Source organism: Gimesia sp., assembly GCF_040219335.1.
In the GTDB taxonomy this organism is placed as follows: domain Bacteria; phylum Planctomycetota; class Planctomycetia; order Planctomycetales; family Planctomycetaceae; genus Gimesia.
The window spans coordinates 34,932-51,372 of record NZ_JAVJSQ010000022.1; the positions used below are offsets into that span (position 1 = coordinate 34,932).

The following is a 16,441-nucleotide window of genomic DNA, read 5'->3' on the forward strand; positions in this document are numbered from 1 at the left end:
GTCTACTACACAAGTACGGATTGCGAAATCTCATCGGGCCTCAAGCCAGACCTGCAATTCAGGGAAGGATTTGGATATCAAATGAAGTCAAAACCTGTCTTACACCAAAGTGCTCTCACGTTATTCTCCTGGGCGATACTGACACTGCTTGTGACCGCGTCTCTTGAAGCGCAGGTCGATCAGCGAAAACCACGCCCCGACCCGGCCGACGCAGTAATGCAGGTCCAGGAACTCCCCAAAGCGTTAGAAGACATTCTGGCGAAGTGGGAAAAGGAATCAGGCAAAATCAATAAACTGGAAGGCGAGCATGTTCGCATCTGGTATGACGATGTTTTCTGTGTCGAAAAACGCTCCGAGGGAAAATTCTATTACGAGAAACCAGATAAAGGCCGGATCGATATTACCGGCATGAAAATTGGTAAGAATGCCAAGCCGGGTAAAGTGAATCCCAAAACAGGAAAACCCTTCATATTACAACCTGGCGAAAATGAGAAATGGATCTGTGACGGACATCGGATTTTCAAAATTGATGAAGATGAAAAAGCGTACGAAGTCTTTCCGATCCCCCTGGAGCGTCGTGGTGCCAATATCATGGAAGGCCCCCTGCCGTTCCTGTTCGGGATGCCTGCAAAAACTGCTAAGCAACGCTATTATTTAAAACTGATAGATAACTCACCACAACAAATTGTCATCGCTGTCAAACCACGTCGGCGGGCAGATGCGGCAAATTACCAGGAAGCCAAAGTCCTGTTGGATCCAAATACGTATCTGCCGCGAGCTGTGCAGTTAATTCACCCAGGCGGGAATCAGTCCACTGTTTACAGTTTCCAAAAAGTGGAAGCGAACAAAGCCAGAGGCATCATCGCTACAGTATTCGGAAACAGTCCATTTACACCGGACTTGGAAGGCTATCAGCTCCAGGGTAAAGTGGTCGCTCAAGCCGATGGCGGTCAGGAGCTACAACCTGCTCCGCAGCAACAGATCGCTCCTATTCAGCATGCTACTTTTAAAGTACCGAATATGGTCGGACATGACTTTAAATCCGCCAGAAAAGTACTGGAAGATATGGGCCTGAAACCTCAGTTTCACCGAGGCGATCCTGCAGGACAACCCAAACTGATCTACCAGGTTTATCAGCAGGTTCCTGTACCAGGTTCTGCAGCTCAGAAGGGCCAGACGATTCATCTGAAGCTCTACGTCGATCCGAGTAAAGCACAAAACTGAGCCGGGTAAGAACATAAATAACTCATAGAAAAGCCCTGGGGAAACCACCCCGGGGCTTTTTCAGTTATTGCGGGCGCGCATCGCACGTTGAATATCCATGCGTGCGGAATCTTTCTTGAGCTTCTCCCGCTTGTCGTGCAGTTTACGACCTTTGGCGATTCCCAGTTTCACCTTCACCAGGCCACGAGTGAAGTAGACGGTCAATGGAATCAGCGTCAGACTCGAATTCTCAGACCGCTCAGCAAATTTGCGGATCTCGGCTTTCTTCATCAGCAGCTTCCGGGGACGCCGGGTCTGGTGGTTCATTGTGTTCGCCTGCGGGTAAAGGGCGATATCACAGTTAAAGAGCCAGACTTCTCCATCCTGCACACGGGCAAAAGCCTCTTCGATGGAGATCTTGTTCGCGCGGATGCTTTTGACTTCGCTCCCCGCCAGCATAATTCCGCAATCGAGTGTATCCAGTATCTCGTAATTGTGGCGGGCCTTACGATTCTGGCAGACGGTACGCGAATTGGGATCTTCTTTCGAAGCTTTCTTCTTTCCCTTTTTACCCATTGCCAGAATCTCCTGAAGTCACCCGGATAATCGGGCGAACGATGCTTACTCTAAAGACGTACATTTTAACCGAGAATGAACTGATTTCAATCAGCTTGAAATCACACGCGCGTCTGGTACTGACACACACAGGTGTGATCTGGTTCAGCAGCAAATGACTTAATTGCTGTCCGGTCGCAGCTGAACCTGCAGAGCTCCTAACATCCGGGTAATCTGCTTTTCCTTTTTGGAAATGAAGGGAACATTATCCAGCACAATGGCCCGTGGCTCATTACGGGGATGCAGTACCAGTCGGCCGGAACGCAACAGGAGATACTCAAAGATATCGCTGATTTCCTTGTCAATCTTCAGGTTGGGAGCCGAAAATCGTTCCAGGTCACTCAGGAATCCATGGTGATGCAGCAGTTCATTACCACGAACTTCCCAATAGTCAAAGCGAACATAGATGCCCACGCAGATAAAGATCAGCCCCAGAATCCCAGAGAACATCCAGTACATCTGAGAATTGGCCCAAGGACGCAGACTTTTCAGGAAATTCGACAGTGCGGGGACAATTTCCGGGTTAAACCGCAGGATCATCCAGGCCCCCATAAACAGAGCCACGCCGAGGAAGAACAGAGTCAACGACGTGGTGCGGGGAAAGTCAAACGCCAGTACTGTCAGATTAAAGCCAAAGACACCCAGAAAGATCAAGGCCATGACTTCAGCCGTATGTTCCGATTTACCGCCCACATACGCTGATTCCCCAGCAAAGGTCATAAAAATCGCAGCAGCGATTGAGACGATCAGGGTTGGATAGAGAAACACAATCTTGGGGTAGGAAATCAGGTAGATACGGTCGGGGACATCATCTTTGTGGTGCCCGGCTCCCGGTTTCAGTTCCTCACCCATCGTGGAATCATCGGCCATGATCGAATCCCTTATCATTATTCACTGGTGCTGGAGTCTGACGCTGAAAAGCAGACCCCGTTATTGATCGAATTGACTTCCTTGAGCACAACGCATTTTGAGCCGCCATGGATCACTAAAACCTGCAAGCAGAACCCGATTTGAGCACTGTCTCGGTGGAAATGTGTTGTATTCCCGGCAATTCAGAATCGTTAGTGTTCCGCAATAGTAGACGTGCTGAATGCGGACTGCAAGGCTGTTTAGGGACTGATACTTAGGACCTGCCACCTTCATTCCCGCCTGGCTGTATTGTCGTTTGATTGACGAGGGCCACTGTGTTTGCCGATTATGCCTCCGACTGGCTCTATTTTGTATAAAATATACAAAGAAAAATATATATAATATATAAAAATCAAAAGTAAGGACTTACTCACCTCCCGATTCCTTGGTACATATTAATGTATGAAAATACGATTGCCTGAACCTGTTCGTGTCGTTTCAGTTCTGGGATTTTTAACCCTGATCACTGTCTCAACGCCTGCTTTAGAGGCTGCGGAGAAAGTTGACTACCTGAAACAGATCAAACCTCTGCTGACCGAAAAATGCTATGCCTGCCACAGTACGCTGAAGCAGGAAGCCGAGTTACGCGTCGAAACCCGCGAGCTGATGCTCAACGGCGGTGACAGCGGAGCGGCCCTCGTTCCCGGCAAACCAGATGACAGCCTGCTGCTCTACCGGATCATGGCAGAGGGAGACGAACAGATGCCTCCGCCCGAGGAAGGTGCACGTCTCTCAACTAAGCAGATCGAACTCATCAAAACCTGGATTGAGCAGGGGGCAGAGTCGCCGGTCGAGACCATACCCGGACGTCCGGAAGACCACTGGGCTTTCCAGCCTCCCGTCAAATATAAACTTCCTGCAGGAAATCAGTTGAATCCGATTGATGCACTCCTGAAGGCAAAACAACAGGCACAGAATCTGATCCCCGTCGCTCCGGCTTCCAGGCGAATTTTACTCAGACGTGTCTATCTGGATCTGATCGGCCTGCCACCTTCACCGGAAGAGATCGAACAATTCGTAAACGACACCGATCCCAAAGCCTATGAAAAAGCCGTAGATCGCCTGCTGGCCAGTCCCCAATATGGAGAACGCTGGGGCAGACACTGGATGGATATCTGGCGCTATACTGACTGGTACGGTCTGGGAAAACAGTTACGTTACAGCCAGAAGCATATCTGGCACTGGCGGGACTGGATAATTGACTCACTGAATAACGACAGCAGTTACGCCGAGATGGTGCAGGACATGCTGGCGGCAGACGAAATCAAGCCGACCGATCGCGATGCACTGCGGGCCACCGGCTTCCTCGCACGACACTATTACCTGTTTAATCGCACAACCTGGCTGGACAGCACCCTGGAACACACATCGAAAGCGTTTCTGGGACTCACCATGAACTGTGCCAAGTGCCACGATCATAAGTATGACCCTTTGACCCATCACGACTATTACCAGATGCGGGCCATCTTCGAACCATATCAGGTCCGCCTGGATCCCGTTCCGGGCGTCACCGACCTGGAGCAAGACGGGCTCCCGCGGATCTTCGATGCACACAATGATGCCAAGACCTATGTGCATGTCCGGGGTAACGAAAAAGATCCGGACGAAAGCCAGGCCATGCCGCCTGCAACACCGGAGATTTTCACGTTCCGAGAATATAAGCCTGCACCGGTCTCTCTCCCCGCAACCGCACATCATCCTGCCCTGCAGGAATTTGTTCTCAAAGACCAGTTAGAAGCCGCTGACGCAAAAATCGCTGCAGCACAGAGCAGTCATCAGAAAGCGGAACAGCAACTGGCGGAACTGGAAAAGACGGCCCGGTCTCAGGTTGCTCAAGCCCAGACGCCTGCTCCCTCCAAACCCTTTCTGATCGACGATTTTGCAAAAGCCAATACGGAACTCTGGGAACTCGGTCCCGGACAATGGGCCTATCAGGATGGAAAACTGATCCAGACAAAAACCGGTTACGGCCGCGCTTACCTGCGATCAAAGGCGGATCACCCCGAGGACTTCCAGGCCACATTCAAATTCAAAACTACAGGTGGTGATAAATGGCGGTCAGTTGGACTCGCATTCGATGTGAATGGAGACCGGGAAAAGTGGATTTACCTGAGTGCCGTCCAACCCGGTTCCAAGCTGCAGGTCAGCTACAAAGAAGATGCAAAATCTATCTATCCCTCCGAGGGGCGCCACGCCTGCGAAGTCAGCCTGAATGAGAACTATGAAATGGAAATCAAAGTTCGCGATCGGCTGGTCAACGTCTCCCTCAATGGCGAACATGCAATCGCTTATACTCTACCGCTGGCACGGGAAGCCGGAAAAATCGATCTGCTGGCATTCGATGCTGCCGCGGAATTCGATTCTGTCAAGATTATCCCACTGCCAGCTGATGCAGAAATGATTCAAGGTAAACAACCAGCCAAACCGAGCCTGGAAGTCGCACAGGCCAGGACCAGAACCGCGGCAGCAGCCCTGCAGTCGGCAAAACTGTATAAAGCCTCGCTGGAGGCCGCATTCGCCGCGGATAAAGCCGCATATTCTGATCTGCCCGAAGAGAAACAGACCGAACTGAAACGCGCTGCCGCCCTGGCGGCCCGTCAGTATGAGCTGGCTCAGGCAAAAGAGAAACTGGCCCAGCTTCAGGAAAAACGGCAAGCGACCACTAAAGCAGCGGATCAGAAAAAACTGGACAAAGAGATTCAGACCGCCGACAGCAAACTGCAGGCAGCCCGGAAAGCGATTGAGGAACCAGGTGAAAAATACACGCGGGTTCGTGCTTCGCGTAAGGCTCTGGAAGGACCAGCTGAAACGGAAGCTTCCCGTTCGCAGCCTTACCCTACAACCAGCACCGGCCGACGCACTGCCTTCGCCCGCTGGGTCACTGATCGCCAGAATCCACTGACCGCCCGCGTGGCCGTCAACCACATCTGGTTGAGGCACTTTGGTCAGCCACTGGTGGAAGATGTAACCGACTTCGGCCTGCGTTCCAAACAGCCACTGCATCAGGATCTGCTTGACTGGCTGGCAGTCGATTTCATGGAACACAACTGGAGCATGAAACACCTGCATCGCCTGATGGTCACTTCACAGACTTATCAACTCAGCAGTTCAACCCGCGACGCCGACCCTCAAACACTCAAAGCTGATTCAGCCAATGCGTATTACTGGCGTCGGAATACTGTCCGCATGGAATCGGAAGTCATCCGTGACAGCCTGCTCTCCCTGGCAGGAGAACTGGACCTGACGCTGGGTGGCCCCACCATCGATCCTGACAAAAATACAGACAGCAAACGCCGCAGCCTGTACTTCACCTACTCTCGTGATTCCCAGGAAAAATTCCTGAGTATGTTTGATGCCGCTGACATCTTTGCCTGTTACCGTCGTCAGGAAAGTGTAGTCCCTCAGCAGGCACTGGCTCTGGCAAACAGTAAAGTTTCCCTGCAGATGGCACGTAAAATCACGGCTCGATTACGAAAACAGGCTCCCGAAGCCAATGACGAGGAATTCGTCAAGCGTGCCTATGAACTGATTCTGTGTGTCGAACCGACGGCCGAGGCCCAGTCACTCTGTCTGCAGGCCCTGGGTGAAATGCAATCCGTCCTCAAGACGTCCGGGCAGAAAGAACCGCTCTGGCGTTCCCGCGAGAACCTGGTTCACGCCTTACTTAACCATAATGATTTCATCACCATTCGCTGAAGGTGCCTCATGAATCATCGATCATATACTGATCAGACACAAAGCCCGTTACCCCGCCGTCATTTTATGAGCAGCCTGGGTTCCGGACTGGCTGGAATCTCTCTGGCTTCACTGTTGCAGGAAGAGGCCCAAGCCTCCGGACATCACCCGCCGACCGGACAGCCACACTTTCGTCCCAAAGCCAAAAGTGTGATCTGGCTGTTCATGCGGGGTGGAGTGAGTCATATGGAGAGCTTCGATCCCAAGCCGATGCTCACCAAATACGAGGGGAAATCGATCAGTGAAACTCCCTGGAAAGACGTGCAGGACCCGGAAAAGCTGAAAAAAGTCCGAGTGGTTGTCGTCAATGATGCCAACGGTCAGCAGCGGAATAAAATCTATCCGTTGCAGGTCGGTTACAAAAAGTATGGCGAAAGTGGTATCGAAGTCAGCGACTGGTTCCCCCATATCGGCGGCTGCGTCGATGACATTTCGATCGTGCGTTCAATGTGGACGACCGATGACAACCACGGTGCCCAGGTGCAGTTCCATTCCGGCCGTCACATGCTCGATGGGCGTGTGCCTACCATTGGCGCCTGGGTCAACTATGGGCTCGGCACTCTGAACCAGAACCTCCCACAGTTTATTAATATGGGGCCGCGTTTCTTTGACGTACGCGACGGTCATTATCTGGGCCCCGCCTATGATTCCGTTCCTCTGAAAGTCGACCCTAAAAACCCGCTGCCTTATGCCAAGCCGGAACTGGATCTTTCTCACCGGGAACAGCAGATTGAGTTTTCGCTGGTCAACCAGTTGAATCAACTCAGTGCCGAACAGTATCCGAACGATACTACGCTACAGGCACGCATGAAATCCTACGAACTGGCGTTCCGCATGCAGACCGCCGTCCCGGAGGTGATTCGTTTCGATCAGGAAACCAAAGAGACCCAGGATCTCTACGGACTCAACAACCCGGAGACCAAACCGTTTGGCATGCAGCTGCTGGCAGCCCGTCGGTTCGTCGAGAAGGGAGTTCGATTCATACAAATTATGCACGGGCCTGGTGCCGCCGGTGCCTGGGATTCGCACTCCAACCTCCAGAAAAGCCATTCCAAACTGGCCAATCAGGTTGATCAGCCAGCCGCCGGTCTGCTGAAAGACCTCAAACGCCGCGGCCTGCTCAAAGATACGATCGTCGTCTTCGCCACCGAATTCGGACGGACCCCCGGATCACAGGGAAGTAATGGCCGCGATCACCATCCCTACGGATTCTCAATCTGGATGGCCGGCGGTGGACTGAAAGGGGGCGTTGCACACGGAGCAACCGATGAACTCGGCTTCCACGCCGTGGAAAAACCGCATTATGTGACCGACGTGCATGCCACCCTGATGAAGCAGCTTGGCCTGAATGCCCGTCTGCTGGAAGTGCCCGGTCATAAGCGTATCGAAATGGATTTCGGTCACCCCATTGATGAAATCATCGCATAAACCAGCACATCTATCACCAGCCGAGCCGCTTTTCAAGGGATTCATCGGGCATCTTTTCTACTGACCGGTCGAATCCGCTCAAGGAACCGGTATAATAAGACCGTACGATTCAGAATCGTACGGTTTCCTTATTTACCAGGTTGCTGCGAAAGGGGTCCCCATGCTGCGTTCTGTCTGTCTCGCGCTGACACTGTTTTCATCCCTGCTGTTGCTGAATATCGATCGGGCAACTGCGAAAACCTACCGGGTGTATTTCCTGGGAGGCCAGTCGAACATGGATGGATATGGCTATGTCAAAGATCTGCCGAAAGACTTAAGTGACCAGGTCTCTGGAGTGATGATCTTTCACGCGAACCCGGCACCAGATGCAGTCCCCGTCGATGGCCGCGGAATCTGGGCTCCTCTGAAACCCGGTCATGGAGCCGGTTTCAAGTCGGATGGAACTTCGAATACATACTCCGATCGATTTGGTGTGGAGCTGACCTTCGCCCGTAAGATTAAGGAACTGGCCCCTGATGAACCGGTGGCACTGATCAAGATCTCGCGTGGTGGCACCTCAATCGCCATCGATGCCGCCGGCAAATTCGGTTGTTGGGACCCAGATTTTAACAGTGGAACCGGTGCAGGGCAGGGAATCAACCAGTACGACCACTTTCTGGCAGGCATGAAACGAGCCTTACAGACACGTGATATCGATCAGGACGGAGAGCCAGATACGCTGGTGCCGGCTGGAATTGTCTGGATGCAGGGAGAAAGTGATGCTGCCTACACCGAAGAAATCGCCCAGCAGTATGAAGCCAACCTCAAGCGACTGATGGACTTAATACGCGCTACACTACTGACAGATGACCTGCCCGTTGTGATTGGACGTATTTCTGATTCCGGAGATAATCCGGAGGGAAAGGTCTGGAAGTATGGTGAAATTGTACGCGATGCCCAGGCGTCGTTCGTCAAAAAAGACGGACATGCGGCCCTGGTAACCAGTACAGACGGATATGGTTATTCGGATCGTTGGCACTATAATTCAGCAGGTTATCTGGATTTAGGCAGTAAATTTGCCCAGGCCCTATGGAAAGCCCCCCAGGATTAGTACTATCCTGCGTGAAGACTTTCCTTTTTATATTCTATTTGAGAGTGTGATTTTCGATGTCTGTAACCAAACCTGAACTGCTTTCCCCAGCCGGAACCCGCAAAGCCATGCAGTACGCTTACGCCTTCGGGGCGGATGCCGTCTACGCGGGACAGCCCCGTTACAGCCTGCGTGTGCGGGAAAACGAATTCAATAAACTGGATGTCATGGCGGATGCGGTTGCCGAAGCACACAAGCTGGGTAAAAAATTCTACATCGCCAGCAACATCGCCCCTCACAACCTCAAGGTCCGCAGTTACCTCAAGAATATGGAACCGGTCATCGACATGCAGCCCGATGCGTTGATCATGTCGGATCCGGGACTGATTATGATGGTCCGCGAACGCTGGCCCGATGTGCCGATCCATCTTTCAGTGCAGGCCAACGCAGTCAACTATGCCACCGTCAAGTTCTGGCAGAAGTTTGGTTTGACCCGGATCATTCTGTCGCGGGAACTGTCCATCAAGGAAGTGGCTGAGATCCAGGAAGAATGCCCCGACATGGAGCTCGAAGTCTTCGTGCATGGCGCACTGTGTATTGCCTATTCCGGACGTTGCCTGCTATCGGGGTATATGAATCATCGCGATTCCAACCAGGGGAACTGCACCAACGCCTGTCGCTGGGACTATAAAGTCAACGAAGCCGTACAGACACCAGAAGGGGACATCGTGTTGAAGAATCCCCCGCCCCCACGTGAACCACAGTTGCCGATCGTGGACCAGGTTTTCCTGCTCGAAGAACCACAACGACCGGGAGAGTATATGCCCGCCTATGAAGACGAGCATGGCACCTACATCATGAACTCCAAAGATCTCCGCGCGGTACAGCATGTGAAGACCTTTACCGACATGGGCATCAGTTCGTTGAAAATTGAGGGACGCACCAAGTCCTTCTTTTATGCAGCCCGCACCGCACAGGTCTATCGTAAAGCCATCGACGATGCTGCAGCAGGGGTGGAGTTCAATTACGAACTGATGGAAATGCTCGACAGCCTGTCGAATCGCGGTTATACGGAAGGTTTCTTCCAGAGACATGCATCAGAGAGCATGCAGAATTACGAGCACGGTCGTTCGGTTGCCAGCAAGCAACAGTTTGTCGGCGATATCATCGACCGCGATGCAGACGGTCTGATTGTTGATGTCAAAAACAAGTTCGGGCTCAATGATGAACTCGAGCTGATGACTCCTGCAGGGAATACGGTCTTCTCACTGAAATCGCTACTGAACCAGAAATCAGAATCTGTGGACGTGGCGCCGGGCAGTGGGCACGTAGTGAAGATTCCCTTCACAGAGAATCAGCTTGAAGAGAGTGCAGGCTCGATGAGCGACCACGATCAACAGTTCGCACTGCTCATGAAATCGGTTGGGACGCCAGCGACGGCTTCACTCACCTAGAGCCGTTTACTTCTGACCTTTAACAGTCAGTTCGTTGTTGACCATGCGCACTCCCGGCTCGAGCATCGCCAGGAATTCGACCAGCTTCCGAGTTCCTGCTGAGTCGACTTCACCACGCAGTGTCACACTGTGATCGGCGTTGACCTGAAACTGAACACCACTCAATTTGTCATTTCGGGTTCGCAGTTGATCGAAGGAATTCCCGATTGAAGCGGAGACGTTACTCATGGGAATAGCCGGCGCCGTAAATGCGACTCGTAACTGGGGTCGGAACTCAGGGACCCTGGGCCCCGTCTGCCCCGCATTCCGCTGATTCAGACTGTTTTGCGAGCCTCCCCCCGTCGCACGATTGAAATTCCGATTCTGTCCGGGAGCACCGCCGGTCGCAGACTGGGCATTATTGCGACCAATAAATGCATTCTGCGCAGCATCAGAGCGGCCAATAAAATTGTTCTGAGAGTTCAGATTCTGTGGCGTCCCCATTCCAGATGAGAGCGGTGTCTGCAGATTGTTCAGAGGAGTCTGTGCTGTCCCTGAACTTCCCCCCAACCCGGATGTGGATCCTCCCAAAGATTGATTACCCCCCCGTGATGATTGTGAGCCACCACTGGTAGAAAGCGTCTGCACCTGCCCCTGACAGATTTGCGTTTGCAGCATGACCGCACACGCAAAACCCGCAGTGATCATTGAACTTGTGAAGAATTTATTCAACATGATATTCCCTCAAAATGGGAGATAGAACCGGGGCTTGCAGATACTTCTCTAATTATACCATCGTCATTTGCGGGGGAAAGCAAATAATCCGTTTGTCGCCCGCTGCCTCTTTAGCGATTCCCACTCAGACGGTATTGCCGATATTCTGTGTCAGACTGAGATTCAAACGAAGTTCCCTGTTGAACAGGTGCAGGTTCAATCCGGGTCTGTTTATTCTCGTTGAGCAACTGACCCAACTGTTCTTCCAGTCGTCGAATCCGCAGATCCCGATCATCGACAGAGGGGGGTTGTTCGCGCGGCGCGAGAGACTCGGCACTCACCTGTTGAATCACAGATTCCTGAACCGGTACTGATACAGACTTCCGTTTGAGATCGGCAGCCAGTTCCAGTCGCTTGCCGCGCTCACGTCGTGCCAGCGTCTCGACGGAGGTGACAGCATCTTCTTCAGGTTGAGGAGCAGGTGATAGTTGAGCCAGTGGTTGAGCCGAATCAGCAGGAGGCTTATTGCCTTCCAGTTTGACAGAAACCATCCGGGAATAAACTTCGGGGGCCTCCGTTTGAGTCAACTTAACCCGCAAAGCACATTCCGCCTGATCCTTCCCTTTACGCACGTAGGGAATGAAGAGTTGATAAGCTGGCCCCAGGGTCGAGTCCACAGCATGAACCTGCCAGGCCCCGGAATCAAATTTGAACTGGTGGATCGGCTTGGACTGCTCGGCCCCCTCGCCCTGATCGTCATAGAGGTAAATCATGACCTCCCCCTTCACGTAGACGGGGGTCGTATTGTTGTGTTGAAAAAAGAGTATCTGTCCGGCGAATCCGCGTGTAGGTAAACCATCCACTCCCTTGCCTTCTGCCGGCTCCCACAGCGCGATCACTTCCACTGCCGGCTTCTTTGCACTGGCATACTGTCTGGAATTCTGCCAGTTCCAGGTCGTGAGTGCCAGGCTGCTGCAACCAGACAGAGGAATGAAACACAACAGGCAGATCACAGAATATCGCATAGATCTGATCGAATGCTGCATTACTTAGTCTCGCTTCCAGTAGGGAAATTTCGGTTTCTTGAATCGTGTTTTCGGAGCAGGTTTAGTGGGGATCGCAGGCTTTGATTTCGTCTCATAATTCATCTGCTGAATTTCTCCCCCCAAAGCTGGTGCCGGTGGAGTTTCGGGCATAGGATTCAGATTCGATTGTGGCATCACAGTCGTGGGAATTTCTTCCAGCATACCGGGGCCATCAGGCATGAACTCCGGTTCTCCCGGGGGCACTGCAAAGATGGGGCCGTGCATATCTTCCGCTTTTTCTACCTGGAGATGAATACGTTCGGCTTCCACCTGCTTGATGAATTCAGAATCTGCATCATTACGGATAATTCTCGGCGTGAGAAATACAAGCAGTTCTTTACGACGCGTTGAAAGATAATCGTAACGGAATGGAATGCCTAAAACGGGAATGTCACCCAGCCATGGAACCTTACGTTCGATCGTGGTATCAGATTCTGTAATCATGCCCCCCAGAACAACGGTCTGTCCGTTGGGCACACTGACTGTTGTCTGCACGGATGTAATATTCTTAATGGGAGATTCCACAACGTTACCGGTGGTCGCATCGGTAAAGATGGGAACACTCGATCCGTTAAAGTCACTTTTCTCTGCCAGGGTTTCCATGACGATGTTACCGTCCGGACTGATTCGAGGAGTGACCGTCAGGATAATCCCTGCTTCCGATTGCACGATGACGGGATTCGCTGAACCGACTGCGGTAACAGAAACTCCATTGACCACGGGCACAATCTGACCGACCTGAATTTGAGCTGTCACATTATCTACAGTACGAATCTGTGGACGACTCAGTATGTGCACGTTCCGTTTTGCGGCGAGGGCCCGAATCAGGATACTCACTGATTCCGAACTGGCAGAAAGTACCAGTCCACCGAAACCAAGATCACTGTTGCCTCTCTGCAGCGAGAAGTTACTCAGGGCCTGGCCTGCGGTGTTGCCGGTGTTATTCGTATTATTAGTCCCCAGAGGATTCACAGAATTGAAGATGAAACCTGGTGTTGCTTCCTGAGACACGATCGTCTGATTTGTCTGAGTCACGTTATTCTGCCCGGTTACGGTCTGCTGTACCGTCAGAACATTATCAATCAGACTGCGGTTAAAGAGCAGGGAGTCCTGGATCCCCAGTTCCACACCAAACTCATCGTCGTTATCCAGTTCCACTTCAACAATCAGAGCCTGAATAATCACCTGCGGTGCTTCTTTATCCAGCTCTTTGACCAGGTTGGAAACCTGTTCGAAATAACGGGGAGTCGCACTGATGATCAGGTTATTGTTGATCGGTTCTGGAACCACAATCACTTCGCGTTCCAGCAGTTCAAAACTGCTGATCAGATCCGGGTCCTGGGCAACCAGTGACCTCTGCGTTTCGAGAAATTCATTGATTGCCTGAGATACATCAGCCACCGGGGTATTCTTCAATTGAATAACGGTCGTTTCCCGTTTCCTGCTGTCGGCACTATCCAGTTTGAGTAGAATCGCTTCGACGATCTGCAGGGCATCGGCGCCCCCTTGGGCAACAACAGAGTTTGTACGGCGATCGACTGAAAACTTGAGCGGAATCAGGTTGCTGTTCGCATCATTTACACCTGCGATCTGAATTCCCAGATCGGTCTGCTGGTTTTCCTCTGAGAATGTTGACTGCAACAATGTAACCATTGATTCTGCATCAGCATTTTTCAGAGTAAAGACTTTGAGCTCTGCAACTGTGGTGACGCGTTCGTCAAACTGTTGAATCAAGGCGCCGATCAGGTCCAGGCTATCCTTAGGGGCGGTTACAACCAGTGTATTGGCCCGAGGATCAGGAATCAGGCGAATGTCAGCCAGAAGACCGGATCTGAGTACCCGACTCTGTTGTCCTTCTTTTGAGAGATATTCAAGTACCACAGAGCGGGCTTCCTGCAACTGCTGTGCGGCTTCCCCACCGGCGCCACCGATATTGGCTCCCAGGCCGGTCGTGGTCCGGGCGGCTGCCGGGTTTAATACGCTCTGCAGAGTAGCATTCAACGTTTCCGCCAGATCGGCGGCAATGGCATTCTTGAGTGGGAAGATCTTAACACGGCTCACCGCCTGCGACTGATCCAGATCAATCTTTTTGATCAAGGCAGCCACTTCCTGCATATCGCGAGGCTGCGCCTGCACGATGATGGAATTCGTGCGAATATTTGGTGAGACCACCACCCGCGTCCCCAGTCCGCCACGCTCGTTGTAAAACTCACGCAAGGTTGTCGCAACCTGACTGGCGCTGGCGCTCTTGAGTTGAAATACACCAAACTCGTTCATCGGATCCACTGGCTGATCAAGTTCATCAGCCAGTTTCAGAATGGATGGCATGTCGGTTTCCGGAGCCAGAATCAGCAGGGCATTCGGTTTTACCAGGGGAATGATTTTTATCTTCTGTTCCTGCCCCTGGATTGCCCGCAGCTTGACGAGGTCTTCGTATACTCCATTCAACAGTTCTGCCAGGGCAGCGGAGTTCACATTCCGCAGGTTTAACAGATGAATATCGGGACGTGTTCCTTCACTGAGTTTTTCCAGTTCCTTGATGATCTTCATCAGCGCGTTCACATCTTCATCTTTCCCACGCAGAATCAGGACTCCCAGATCGGGAACCGACTCAATGTTGACGTTACCACTCAGGTCCTGTAACAGTTCAGGTAACGATGGCTTCGGTGACATGTTCTCCGGTTTTTCAGCCGGTTGAGGTGGTACCTGTGGAGCGTTCGGGTTTTGTGGTTGAGCTTCATCAAACGACATTTGGTCGATACGATCCCGTAGCTGATCAATCTGTTGCTCACGAGGCACCCCCAGCTGATCTACATAGCCTTTTGCAGGCCTGTTTCGGGTAGCGGCAGCAGTGGAGGCAACCTGTGTCTGCTGATGCAGTGTCTGTGCAACTCGACCAATTTGTGGAGAACCCGTTACGAGCTGAATCGATTCTGCATAACCATTGGCAGATCGGTCCAGCTTGAGAACGGTTGATTTGAGGACAGCAGCTTTCTTCCGTGATGCCTCGAAAACCAGTTCGTTATTCTGTTTGTCCAGACCGATACGGAAATCGACCTGAGCAGAGATCACATCCAGGCTTTGACTGTCCTGATCACGATTCAATGTCTGCTGGCGTGATTCAAATACAACAATACCAGGCAACCCCCGGGGACCTTCCCCCTGCAGTTCTGCCTGTGTTTCAAATGCATGATAAAACAGTCTGAGAATGTCGGTGCTATGAACAGTACGGGGATGGACACTGAAAAGAACTTTTGCATTTTCTGCGCTCGGTTGCAGTTGACGGGCACTGTTCTCAAATGCCGGTGGTTCTACAGCAGCGGCGATATCAGCTTGTCTAGTTGCTGGAACTGAGGATTGTGCTCTTTCCTGATGTGATACACGCTCAACCTCTGATTGTTTCTGCTGAGGCTGGTCTGATTCATTTTCTGCTGACTGAATTGTCGGACGAATATACCTGGCCTTGGTCGATCGGAGATCCAGGACGACAATAAATTTATCTTTCTGTAACAGACGGAAACCTTTGGGTTCCAGATCCCGGTTCAAAATCTGAAACGTTTCTTCGAGGGTATGTGGCCGTTTATCTCTGCGGGAGAAGAATCCTTTGGGAACAACGTCCATCACGAGTGTCAGTCCGCTTTGTTCGGCGACTTTATGAAGCACCTGATCCCAGGTGGACTGCAGATGGTTCAGGGTGATATTCGCAACATCTTCGCTGTTTTGCGTTTCATCCAGTTCCTCTACGGGCAGTTCTGATACGGGAACACTCTTTGAAGTAACCACAGCTGCTTTTGCCGACTGATCAGACGATGCATTAGAGGGTTTACGCAGGCGGTTCCATAATCCCGGTTTGCTGTCAGCGTATGCTGCGAGAGAGGGACCGCACAGCACAAGAATCGCTAACAGACAACGCAGATGTCTGGAAATATTTCTGACTATTCTATTGTAAGAAAACAAGGGGGCACCCCATTAGAATCAGAAGTGAACGAGAGGAATTAAAGGTCGGGAAAGTGGACGCATCTCGAGCGAGATCATCTCCGACAGAATCCCTACAATCGTTATTATCGGTAAAGTTTAACATTCACATTGAACAAAGGTTTTGATTTTGCCAAGAAAGTCGGTGTTTTTAAACCGGACATCTATCGCGTTAAGCGCAGATTTATCAGTAACTTACAACGCCACTCGGAATACAGGCGCAGGAAGAAATACATTGCTGGCGAATACCGACAGGCAAAATAGGACATCTTGGA

Annotated in this window: 10 protein-coding genes; 5 read left to right on the forward strand and 5 right to left on the reverse strand. The window is 51.7% G+C overall.

From position 1 onward, the window contains the following. Positions 1-81: 81 nt before the first annotated feature. On the forward strand, positions 82-1,224 hold the full coding sequence (locus tag RID21_RS18875) for a PASTA domain-containing protein (protein WP_350191500.1): 1,143 nt from the start codon (positions 82-84) through the stop codon (positions 1,222-1,224). Positions 1,225-1,284: 60 nt separating this feature from the next. On the opposite strand, the gene smpB is transcribed toward RID21_RS18875, so the two are convergent. Both smpB and RID21_RS18885 read right to left on the reverse strand, forming a co-directional pair. Further along, the gene (gene smpB / locus RID21_RS18880) at positions 1,285-1,779 is read right to left on the reverse strand and encodes an SsrA-binding protein SmpB (protein WP_145043994.1); all 495 of its coding nucleotides are present in this window, start codon (positions 1,777-1,779) and stop codon (positions 1,285-1,287) included. A 159-nt stretch (positions 1,780-1,938) separates the two neighbouring features. Beyond that, entirely contained in the window at positions 1,939-2,688 is a 750-nt protein-coding gene (locus RID21_RS18885) for a hypothetical protein (protein WP_350191502.1), read from the reverse strand. Positions 2,689-3,141: 453 nt separating this feature from the next. Between RID21_RS18885 and RID21_RS18890 the strand changes: the two genes are divergently transcribed. The 4 genes from RID21_RS18890 to trhP all read left to right on the forward strand — a co-directional run bounded on the left by RID21_RS18890 (position 3,142) and on the right by trhP (position 10,413). Continuing rightward, positions 3,142-6,423 (forward strand): PSD1 and planctomycete cytochrome C domain-containing protein, encoded by a 3,282-nt coding sequence (locus tag RID21_RS18890; protein ID WP_350191504.1) that lies wholly within the window; start codon positions 3,142-3,144, stop codon positions 6,421-6,423. A gap of 9 nt (positions 6,424-6,432) precedes the next feature. Continuing rightward, the gene (locus RID21_RS18895; RefSeq protein WP_350191506.1) at positions 6,433-7,890 is read left to right on the forward strand and encodes a DUF1501 domain-containing protein; all 1,458 of its coding nucleotides are present in this window, start codon (positions 6,433-6,435) and stop codon (positions 7,888-7,890) included. A 160-nt stretch (positions 7,891-8,050) separates the two neighbouring features. After that, positions 8,051-8,980 (forward strand): sialate O-acetylesterase, encoded by a 930-nt coding sequence (locus tag RID21_RS18900; protein ID WP_350191508.1) that lies wholly within the window; start codon positions 8,051-8,053, stop codon positions 8,978-8,980. A gap of 56 nt (positions 8,981-9,036) precedes the next feature. After that, a complete protein-coding gene (gene trhP, locus RID21_RS18905) occupies positions 9,037-10,413 on the forward strand; it encodes a prephenate-dependent tRNA uridine(34) hydroxylase TrhP (RefSeq protein ID WP_350191510.1) in 1,377 nt (458 codons plus the stop codon). Between the two features lie 6 nt (positions 10,414-10,419). On the opposite strand, the gene RID21_RS18910 is transcribed toward trhP, so the two are convergent. The 3 genes from RID21_RS18910 to RID21_RS18920 form a co-directional block, all read right to left on the reverse strand. Next, positions 10,420-11,070 (reverse strand): BON domain-containing protein, encoded by a 651-nt coding sequence (locus RID21_RS18910; RefSeq protein WP_350191512.1) that lies wholly within the window; start codon positions 11,068-11,070, stop codon positions 10,420-10,422. 167 nt (positions 11,071-11,237) lie between these two features. Continuing rightward, entirely contained in the window at positions 11,238-12,131 is an 894-nt protein-coding gene (locus tag RID21_RS18915; protein ID WP_350191514.1) for a hypothetical protein, read from the reverse strand. A gap of 24 nt (positions 12,132-12,155) precedes the next feature. Next, the gene (locus RID21_RS18920; protein ID WP_350191516.1) at positions 12,156-15,974 is read right to left on the reverse strand and encodes a secretin N-terminal domain-containing protein; all 3,819 of its coding nucleotides are present in this window, start codon (positions 15,972-15,974) and stop codon (positions 12,156-12,158) included. Positions 15,975-16,441: the final 467 nt, after the last annotated feature.

Excerpts from the sequence above, each read along its gene's own strand:
- RID21_RS18875 (WP_350191500.1), top strand. The coding sequence starts at position 82 with ATGAAGTCAAAACCTGTCTTACACCAAAGTGCTCTCACGTTATTCTCC.
- smpB (WP_145043994.1), bottom strand. The coding sequence starts at position 1,779 with ATGGGTAAAAAGGGAAAGAAGAAAGCTTCGAAAGAAGATCCCAATTCG.
- RID21_RS18885 (WP_350191502.1), bottom strand. The coding sequence starts at position 2,688 with ATGGCCGATGATTCCACGATGGGTGAGGAACTGAAACCGGGAGCCGGG.
- RID21_RS18895 (WP_350191506.1), top strand. The coding sequence starts at position 6,433 with ATGAATCATCGATCATATACTGATCAGACACAAAGCCCGTTACCCCGC.
- RID21_RS18900 (WP_350191508.1), top strand. The coding sequence starts at position 8,051 with ATGCTGCGTTCTGTCTGTCTCGCGCTGACACTGTTTTCATCCCTGCTG.
- trhP (WP_350191510.1), top strand. The coding sequence starts at position 9,037 with ATGTCTGTAACCAAACCTGAACTGCTTTCCCCAGCCGGAACCCGCAAA.
- RID21_RS18910 (WP_350191512.1), bottom strand. The coding sequence starts at position 11,070 with ATGCTGCAAACGCAAATCTGTCAGGGGCAGGTGCAGACGCTTTCTACC.
- RID21_RS18915 (WP_350191514.1), bottom strand. The coding sequence starts at position 12,131 with ATGCGATATTCTGTGATCTGCCTGTTGTGTTTCATTCCTCTGTCTGGT.